An 8,555-nucleotide genomic window follows, 5' to 3' on the forward strand; every position below is an offset into this window, starting at 1 on the left:
GGTGTCGGGGGCTGGCGGCCACGGCGGGCTTCTGTTCGGCAACGGCGGCGCCGCCGGCACCGGGGGCACCGGCGGCCTCGGCGGATCCGGTGGGACCGGTGGTGACGGCGGATTGGCGGGCAACGGCGGCAACAGCTCGGCGATAGCGACGCAGATCGGCGAGAAGTCGTTCGGCGGCAATGGTGGTGTCGGAGGCAGCGGCGGCGTCGGCGGTACGGGTGGCGACGGGGGTGCCGGCGGTGCCGCCGGCTTGGCGGGCGAGGGAGGCTTCCTCGGCCAGGCCGGCTCCAGCGGCAGCGCGGGCGCGGGTGGCGCCGGCGGTGTTGGCGGCGGCGGCGGCGACGGTGGTGATGGCGGGAAGGGCGGGACCGCGGGCGGCGGCGGTGACAGCATCAAGACGCCAGGTAGCCCCGGAGGCGGCGGCACGGCCGGTGGCGGCGGCGCTGGTGGCGCGGGCGGTTCAGGGTCAACTGCTGGCGCCGGCGGCGGCAATGGGGCTACCGGCGGTCCCGGCGGCTCGGGTTAGTCCCTAATCGGGTCTTGGGCCTGGCCGCGAGGGTTCGCGCCGAGCCGCGAGTGTCCTCAAATTGACGCGGTATGCGGCGTGTCGCTGGCAACACGCGCGCGCTCGCGCCAGGACGTCGTCAGGCGCGGCCCGATTGCCTGACTCCTCCGCACTCCGCTGCGCGGAGCGCATCGTCGTCAGGCGCGGCCAGATTGCCTGACTCCTCCGCACTCCGCTGCGCGGAGCGCATCGTCGTCAGGCGCGGCCAGATTGCCTGACTCCTCCGCACTCCGCTGCGCGGAGCGCATCGTCGTCAGGCGAAAGCCGTGTCGAGAATCTCCTGCTGCTCCACCGCGTGCACCTTGGACGAACCCGACGACGGCGCCGACATCGCCCGCCGCGAGATCCGCTTGATACCGCTCAGCTTGTCCGGCAGCACCTCGGGCAGGGTAAGGCCCAACGTCGGCCACGCGCCCTGGTTGGCCGGTTCCTCCTGCACCCAGAAGTACTGCTTGACGTTGGAGTAGCGGTCCAGCGTCTCGTCCAGTCGGCGCCGCGGTAGCGGCGCGAGCTGTTCCAGGCGCACGATCGCGATGTCGTCGCGCTTCTCCTTGGCCTTGCGGGCGGCCAGCTCGTAGTAGATCTTGCCGCTGGTCAACAGGATCCGGGTGACCTTGCTGCGGTCGCCGTCGCCTTCGTCGTAGGTGGGTTCCTCGATCACCGAGCGGAACTTCATCTCGGTGAACTCCTTGATGTCGCTCACCGCGGCCTTGTTGCGCAGCATCGACTTTGGGGTGAAGACGATCAGCGGCCGCATCACGCCGTCCATGGCGTGCCGGCGCAACAGGTGGAAGTAGTTGGCCGGGGTCGAGGGCATCGCGATGGTCATCGAACCCTCGGCCCACAGCTGCAGGAACCGCTCGATGCGGCCGGAGGTGTGGTCGGGACCCTGCCCCTCGTGCCCGTGCGGCAGCAGCAGCACGACGGTGGACAGCTGGCCCCACTTGGCCTCGCCGGAGCTGATGAACTCGTCGATGATCGATTGCGCGCCGTTGACGAAGTCGCCGAACTGCGCCTCCCACAGCACCACGGCGTCCGGATTGCCCACGGTGTAGCCGTATTCGAAGCCAACGGCCGCGTACTCCGACAGCGGCGAGTCGTACACCAGGAACTTGCCGCCGGTCGGGCTGCCGTCTTTATTGACCGCCAGCAACTGCAGCGGCGTGAACTCCGCGCCGGTGCTGCGGTCGATGATCACCGAATGCCGCTGCGAGAAGGTGCCACGACGGGTGTCCTGCCCGGAGAACCGGACCAGCTTGCCCTCCGCGACCAGCGAACCGAGCGCCAGCAGCTCGCCGAACGCCCAGTCGATCTTGCCCTCGTAAGCCATCTCCCGGCGCTTGTCCAGCACCGGCTGGACGCGCGAGTGCGCGGTGAAGCCTTCGGGGAGTGCCTGGAATGCGTCACCGATCCGGGCCAGTAGCGCCTTGTCCACCGAGGTGTCCAGACCTGCCGGGATCATCTGGTCGGCTTCCACCGATGTGCTGGGTCCGACACCGTGCTTTTCCAGCTCGCGGACCTCATTGAAGACCTGCTCCAGCTGGCCCTGGTAGTCGCGCAGCGCATCCTCGGCCTCTTTGAGCGAGATGTCGCCGCGGCCGATCAGGGCTTCGGTGTAGCTCTTGCGGACGCCGCGCTTGTTGTCGACGACGTCGTACATGTAGGGGTTCGTCATCGACGGGTCGTCGCCCTCGTTGTGGCCGCGGCGCCGGTAGCACAACATGTCGATGACGACGTCCTTCTTGAACCGCTGCCGGAAGTCCACGGCCAGCTTCGCCACCCAGACGCACGCCTCGGGGTCGTCACCGTTGACGTGGAAGATCGGGGCGCCGATCATCTTGGCCACGTCGGTGCAGTACTCGCTGGACCGGGAGTACTCCGGAGCGGTGGTGAAGCCGATCTGGTTGTTGACGATGATGTGGATGGTGCCGCCCACGCGGTAGCCGGGCAGGTTGGCCAGGTTCAGCGTCTCGGCGACCACACCCTGGCCGGCGAACGCCGCGTCACCGTGCAGCATCAGCGGCACGACGGAGAAGGCCTTTGCCTCGTCGGTGTCGTCGGAGCCGTGATTGAGCAGATCCTGCTTGGCTCGCACCAAGCCTTCGAGCACCGGGTCGACGGCTTCCAGGTGCGACGGGTTGGCGGTCAGCGACACTTGAATGTCGTTGTCGCCGAACATCTGTAGGTACACGCCGGTCGCACCCAGGTGGTACTTCACGTCGCCGGAGCCGTGCGCCTGCGACGGGTTCAGGTTGCCCTCGAACTCGCTGAAGATCTGTGAGTAGGGCTTGCCGACGATGTTCGCCAGCACATTGAGCCGGCCGCGGTGTGGCATTCCGATCACCACTTCGTCCAGGCCGTGCTCGGCGCACTGGTCGATCGCGGCATCCATCATCGGGATGACGCTCTCCGCACCTTCCAGCGAGAACCGCTTCTGCCCAACGTATTTGGTTTGCAGGAAGGTTTCGAAGGCCTCCGCGGCGTTGAGCCGGCTCAGAATGTACTTCTGTTGCGCCACAGTCGGTTTGACGTGTTTGGTCTCGACCCGCTCTTCCAGCCAGCGCAGTTGTTCGGGATCGAGGATGTGGGTGTACTCCACACCGATGTGGCGGCAGTACGCGTCGCGCAGCAGACCCAGCACATCGCGCAGCTTCTTGTACTCGGCGCCGGCGAAGCCGTTGACCTTGAATACCCGGTCCAGGTCCCACAGGGTCAGTCCGTGGGTGAGCACCTCGAGATCGGGGTGGCTGCGGAAGCGCGTCTTGTCCAGGCGGAGCGGGTCGGTGTCGGCCATCAGGTGGCCGCGGTTGCGGTACGCCGCGATCAGGTTCATCACGCGGGCGTTCTTGTCGACGATGGAGTCCGGGTTGTCGGTGCTCCAGCGAACCGGCAGGTACGGGATGCTCAGCTCGCGGAAGATCTCGTCCCAGAACCTGTCCGAGAGCAGCATCTCGTGGATGGTGCGCAGGAAGTCACCCGATTCCGCGCCCTGGATGATGCGGTGGTCATAGGTCGACGTCAGCGTGATCAGCTTGCCGATTCCGAGCTCGGCGATGCGCTCCTCGCTGGCTCCCTGGAACTCCGCGGGGTACTCCATGGCCCCGACGCCGATGATGGCGCCTTGGCCTGCCATCAACCGCGGCACCGAGTGCACGGTGCCGATGGTGCCGGGGTTGGTCAGCGAAATCGTCACGCCGCCAAAGTCTTCGGCGGTCAGCTTGCCATCGCGGGCGCGGCGCACGATGTCTTCGTAGGCGGAGACGAACTCGGCGAACCGTAGTTCTTCACACCGCTTGATGCCGGCCACCACCAGCGAGCGCTTGCCGTCCTTGCCCTGCAGGTCGATGGCCAGGCCCAGATTGGTGTGCGCCGGGGTGACCGCGTTCGGCTTTCCGTCGACCTCGGCGAAGTGCCGGTTCATGTTCGGGAATTTCTTGACCGCCTGCACCAGTGCGTACCCGAGCAGGTGGGTGAATGAGATCTTGCCGCCGCGGGTCCGCTTGAGCTGGTTGTTGATGACGATCCGGTTGTCGATCAGCAGCTTGGCCGGGATGGCACGCACACTGGTCGCCGTCGGCACGTCCAGCGAGGCCGACATGTTCTTGACAACCGCCGCGGCGGCGCCGCGCAACACCTGCGCTTCGTCGCCCTCGGCGGGCGGGGGAGTGGGAGCCTTGGCCGGCCTGGCCGCCGGCTGGGGAGCTCCGTTCCCTGCCGCGGTCGACTTGGCCGGTTTGACGGGGTCAGGTGGCGCAGGCTTCTCAGCAACGGTGGCCGCCGCAGGCTTCGGGGCCGGCTCAGCCTTGGGGGCGGGCTTGGATTCGGTCTGTCCCGAGTCGCCGCTCGGTTCGGGGTTGTAGTCGACCAAGAACTCGTGCCAGCTCGGGTCGACCGATGAGGGGTCGTCGCGGAACTTGCGGTACATCTCCTCGACCAGCCACTCGTTTTGCCCGAATGGTGAACTTATGTTGGCCACGGCCGCTGTTCGCCTCAATTCTTCTGTTCGTTCCGAGTCCTGCAATCCCGAAACCGGGGCGCGCCTCACACCGTCAGTTCGGACCCATAAAGGCTAGCGCTTCGACCGTCGTTCGCCAGCAAGACCAACTAGCTGGCGTCCTGCACGCTGGGCAGCAGATGCAGGGTGACCGGCCAGCGTGCCGGCGCCGGACCGAACGCGGATTGGGCGTTGCGCAGCAGCCGCTTGCCGACCATGCGGTTTCCGATCGCGCCGATAATCGCTCCGATGCCGGCCGGCATCAGCTTGCCGAACATCAGTGCGCCGCGCCTGAGGGTGAAGCGCTTGACGAAATACTTGAACATCCGGGAGTTCAGCTTCGACACCGCCGGCAGCGGCAGCGAAGCCATGCTTTCCGACACCCAGCCACCGGTGGTGCGCCCGCCGCCGATCAGTTCGGCCACCGCCGTCTTGCTGTTGTCCCCGACCAGCACCGCCAGGATCAGCGCGCGGCGCCGTTCCCGATGATCGAGGGGAACGCCGTACACCGAGGCCAGCGCCAGCACGAACAACGCAGTGGCTTCCAGGAACACCGCGGTCTCGCCGGCGGCCGCGGATAGCGCGGCCACAGTGCCGATACCCGGCAACGTCGCGGTGGCGCCGACCGCCGCGCCGCTGGCGGTCACCACGTGCAGGAAGCGCTTCTCCAATTTGCCGACGATCTCGGCAGGGCTGGCCGCCGGGTGTGCGCGGCGCAACCGCGCCACATAGGCCTCGGCGGCCGGTCCCTGAATGCGCGAACTGCGTTCAATGACCTGCGCCAAAGCCCGGGTTGACCTTTTGGGCTTGCCGTTGCCGCCGGCCTCCTGCGAGTCGGGTAGCGACTTGTTTCGTCGAGCGCTCATGGTGCCTCTCTTGGGGATGGCTTCCTTTCAGGCTAACGCGCGTCCAGCAAAATTCGTGCCGGTGCCGAAGGCCTCCACCAATCCGGCGCCGCCGGCGCTTTCATCACGGCCGAAGGGCGCGGCCGGTTAGCGAACGGGAATAATGCGGGCGGTGCGGTACATGAGCACTGCGACGAGTCGGGTGGCCGATGCCGGCTTCGCCGGGAAGCCGTGGGCCGCGCTGTGGGCGATGATGCTCGGCTTCTTCATGATCATGCTCGACTCGACCATCGTCGCCGTTGCCAATCCGACGATCATGACTGCGCTGCGGATCGATTACAGCACCGTGGTCTGGGTGACCAGCGCCTATCTCCTGGGGTATGCGGTGGTGCTGCTGGTCGCCGGGCGTTTGGGTGACCGGTTCGGCCCGAAGAACCTGTACGTGATCGGGCTGGTGATCTTCACCCTCGCGTCGGTGTGGTGCGGGCTGTCGGGCAGCGCAGGCATGCTGATCACGGCCCGGGTGGTGCAGGGCATCGGCGCGGGAGTCCTTACCCCGCAGACTTTGTCGACGATCACCCGGATCTTCCCGGCGCAGCGCCGCGGGTCGGCAATGAGCATGTGGGGCGCGACCGCCGGCGTCGCCAGCCTGGTCGGGCCGTTGGCCGGTGGGTTGCTGGTGGACAGCCTGGGCTGGCAGTGGATCTTCTTCGTCAACGTGCCGGTCGGCGTCATCGCATTGGGATTGGCGATCTGGCTGGTCCCGGAACTGCCGGTGCGCGCCCAGCGCTTCGACCTGATCGGCGTCGCCCTGTCGGGGGCAGGCATGTTCCTGCTCGTGTTCGGCCTGCAGGAAGGTCAGTCGGCCGACTGGGCGCCGTGGATCTGGGCGGTACTCGTCGCCGGCGTCGGCTTCATGTCGGTGTTCATCTACTGGCAGGCGGTCAACCATCGGGCGCCGCTGGTCCCGCTCAGCATGTTCCGCGACCGGGATTTCAGCCTCTGCAACATCGGGGTGGGCATCATCTCGTTCGCGTCGACGGCGATGATGCTGCCGCTGACCTTCTACGCCCAGTCGGTGTGCGGGCTGTCGCCCACCCGTTCGGCGCTGCTGTTGGCGCCGGTGGCAATCAGCAGCGGTCTGCTCGCGCCGGTGGTCGGTCTGATCATCGACAAGATCCATCCGGTGCCGGTGCTGGGTTTCGGGTTCTCGGCGCTGGCGGTATCCCTGACCTGGCTGTCGTTCGAGTTGGAGCCCGGCACGCCGGTCTGGCGGCTGGTGCTGCCGTTCATCGTGCTGGGTGTGGGCATGGCGTTCGTCTGGTCGCCGCTGGCCGCCACCGCGACGCGCAATCTGCCTCCGGAGCAGGCCGGCGCGGGGTCGGGGGTGTACAACGCCACCCGGCAACTGGGCGCGGTGCTCGGCAGCGCCGGCATGGCCGCGTTCATGACCGCGTGCATCAGCGCCGAGATGCCGCCCGGCGCGGGCACCTCGTCGGACGCGGCCACCTCGGTAAGCGAGGACGCGGGCCTGCAGCTGCCGGAGTTCCTGCGCGAGCCATTCTCGGCGGCGATGGCGCAGTCGATGCTGTTGCCGGCGTTCATCGCGTTGTTCGGGATCGTCGCCGCGCTGTTTTTGGTCGGAGCGATGGGATCCGCGGACAACCTCGCCGGCTATGCGCTTGGCGCCGACCCGGACGACGGTTACGACGACGACGAATACGTCGAATACATCCTGGAGCGCGACCCGGTGGCCGGTCCCGCGTTGCCCGACGGCGCGGGCGACGATCCGGTGGTGACGCGGGTCCGCTACGCACGCGTCGCCGCCCCCGTGCCGACCGGGCGCACCCCACTGTCCGATCCGGTCAGGCCAGCCCACAACGGCTCGCACTTGCATGACGAGCCGCGGTATCGCCCGGTCGGGGGTTACCACGAGCAGCCGGATCCCGACGAGTCCGACGGTTGGCACTGGTCGGGCTGATCACCCCCACCCGGTCAGCGCAAGGAACGCGCCCAGATCGACCAGACCCGCCGGGGTAGGGGGCAGGTACTGGGTCAGCAGTTCCGATCGCACGATCACCGCCGCGTACTGTGCCCGGCTGATCGCGACATTGAGGCGATTCCGGTTGAGCAGGAACGAGATTCCGCGCGGTACATCCTCGATCGACGAAGCCGTCATGGAGATGAACACCACAGGCGCCTGTCCGCCCTGAAACTTGTCCACGGTGCCCACGCGGACCCCGTTCAGGTTGGCCGAGGACAGCTCGTCTCGGATCCGCTTCACCTGTGCGTTGTAGGGCGCCAGCACCATGACGTCCGAAGTTTTCAGCGGCCGGGTGCCGTTCTCGTCGGTCCACGGGCGGTCGAGTATCCGCTCGATCTCGGCCGCAATGGCCGCCGCCTCTTCGGGGCTCTCAATCGAATTCGACTGATGGCGAACCGAAAGCACTTGCACACCGGGCCGATACCCGGCCAGGTGGCGGGCCGCGGTCTGGGCGGCGTGGGAATGCAACCTGCCCTCATACGACAGCGCCGAGACCGCGGCGCACACGTCGGGATGCATCCGGTAGGAGCGGTCCAGGAAATAACCGCGTTCGTCGGGCAGTGTGCGATGACCGTCGACTAGCCACGCCAATGCGGAGATGTCGACCGGCTCGGGGTGGGTGCCCTGCCTGACCTGAGGCAACTGCTGCGGGTCACCCAGCAACAACAGGTTGCGCGCGGCGGGGGCCACCGCAATGGTGTTGGCCAGACAGAACTGGCCCGCTTCGTCGATGACCAGCAGGTCCAGGCTGCCCGGTGGTACCCGGGCGCCGTTGGCGAAATCCCAAGCGGTGCCGCCGATTACGCAGCCCGCATGGCCGGCGATGAAAGCCGGGTAGGCGGTGTGGTCGATCTGCTGCCAGCGCACGGTGGCCTGGTCACCGCCCTTTTTGGCGACGACCGCCGGGTCCAGGCCGGCTTCGATAACGCAGCCAAGAACGTTCTCCACCACCGCGTGCGACTGTGCGACCACACCGACACGCCAGGAATGGGTGGTGACCAGTCGGTTGATCACCCGGGCGGCGGTGTGCGTCTTGCCGGTGCCGGGTGGTCCGTGCACCGCCAGGTAGGACGAGTCCAGGCTGAGCGTTTGCCAGACCGTGAATGT

Annotated in this window: 5 protein-coding genes; 2 read left to right on the forward strand and 3 right to left on the reverse strand. The window is 67.4% G+C overall.

The genetic code is table 11. From position 1 onward, the window contains the following. The coding region (locus BN972_RS30335) for a hypothetical protein (RefSeq protein ID WP_036360653.1) at positions 1 to 526 on the forward strand (526 nt) is incomplete at its 5' end. Between the two features lie 292 nt (positions 527 to 818). Here the strand turns inward: BN972_RS30335 and BN972_RS11330 are convergent. Together BN972_RS11330 and BN972_RS11335 are read right to left on the reverse strand one after the other, a co-directional pair. Next, entirely contained in the window at positions 819 to 4,541 is a 3,723-nt protein-coding gene (locus tag BN972_RS11330) for a multifunctional oxoglutarate decarboxylase/oxoglutarate dehydrogenase thiamine pyrophosphate-binding subunit/dihydrolipoyllysine-residue succinyltransferase subunit (RefSeq protein ID WP_036357673.1), read from the reverse strand. 128 nt (positions 4,542 to 4,669) lie between these two features. Continuing rightward, a complete protein-coding gene (locus BN972_RS11335) occupies positions 4,670 to 5,425 on the reverse strand; it encodes a hypothetical protein (RefSeq protein WP_036357676.1) in 756 nt (251 codons plus the stop codon). A 160-nt stretch (positions 5,426 to 5,585) separates the two neighbouring features. Between BN972_RS11335 and BN972_RS11340 the strand changes: the two genes are divergently transcribed. Beyond that, the gene (locus BN972_RS11340; protein WP_036360655.1) at positions 5,586 to 7,385 is read left to right on the forward strand and encodes a DHA2 family efflux MFS transporter permease subunit; all 1,800 of its coding nucleotides are present in this window, start codon (positions 5,586 to 5,588) and stop codon (positions 7,383 to 7,385) included. Here the strand turns inward: BN972_RS11340 and BN972_RS11345 are convergent. Beyond that, a partial coding sequence (locus BN972_RS11345) for a DEAD/DEAH box helicase (RefSeq protein WP_036357679.1) occupies positions 7,386 to 8,555 on the reverse strand: 1,170 nt, incomplete at its 5' end.

Source organism: Mycobacterium asiaticum DSM 44297 (assembly GCF_000613245.1).
Lineage (GTDB): Bacteria > Actinomycetota > Actinomycetes > Mycobacteriales > Mycobacteriaceae > Mycobacterium > Mycobacterium asiaticum.

Excerpts from the sequence above, each read along its gene's own strand:
- BN972_RS11335 (WP_036357676.1), bottom strand. The coding sequence starts at position 5,425 with ATGAGCGCTCGACGAAACAAGTCGCTACCCGACTCGCAGGAGGCCGGC.
- BN972_RS11340 (WP_036360655.1), top strand. The coding sequence starts at position 5,586 with ATGAGCACTGCGACGAGTCGGGTGGCCGATGCCGGCTTCGCCGGGAAG.